The following is a 233-nucleotide window of genomic DNA, read 5'->3' on the forward strand; positions in this document are numbered from 1 at the left end:
GTGTAACGGTTCACCTCATCCCGACTTTCGGTTGTAGTGGACGTTTCACTTAGCCGGTCCACGACTTTGGTGACACCAAAAAAAGCGCCAACAATAAAAAGGTCGATTATCAGCAAACTAACGAATAAAACAATGGCCTGTCGGCTAAACCGCTGTGTTATCAGGTAAATAATAGCGGTGATTGTTAGCGCTATAAAAAAAGAGCTATTGCCCATGCGTGAATGGCTGAGCAC

General features: G+C 44.6%; 1 protein-coding gene. It reads right to left on the bottom strand.

Annotated features, from left to right (window positions below):
• A partial coding sequence (locus tag Q4528_RS16330) for a hypothetical protein (RefSeq protein ID WP_303522837.1) occupies positions 1-233 on the bottom strand: 233 nt, incomplete at both ends.

Source organism: Staphylococcus pasteuri, from assembly GCF_030547725.1.
Lineage (GTDB): Bacteria > Bacillota > Bacilli > Staphylococcales > Staphylococcaceae > Staphylococcus > Staphylococcus pasteuri.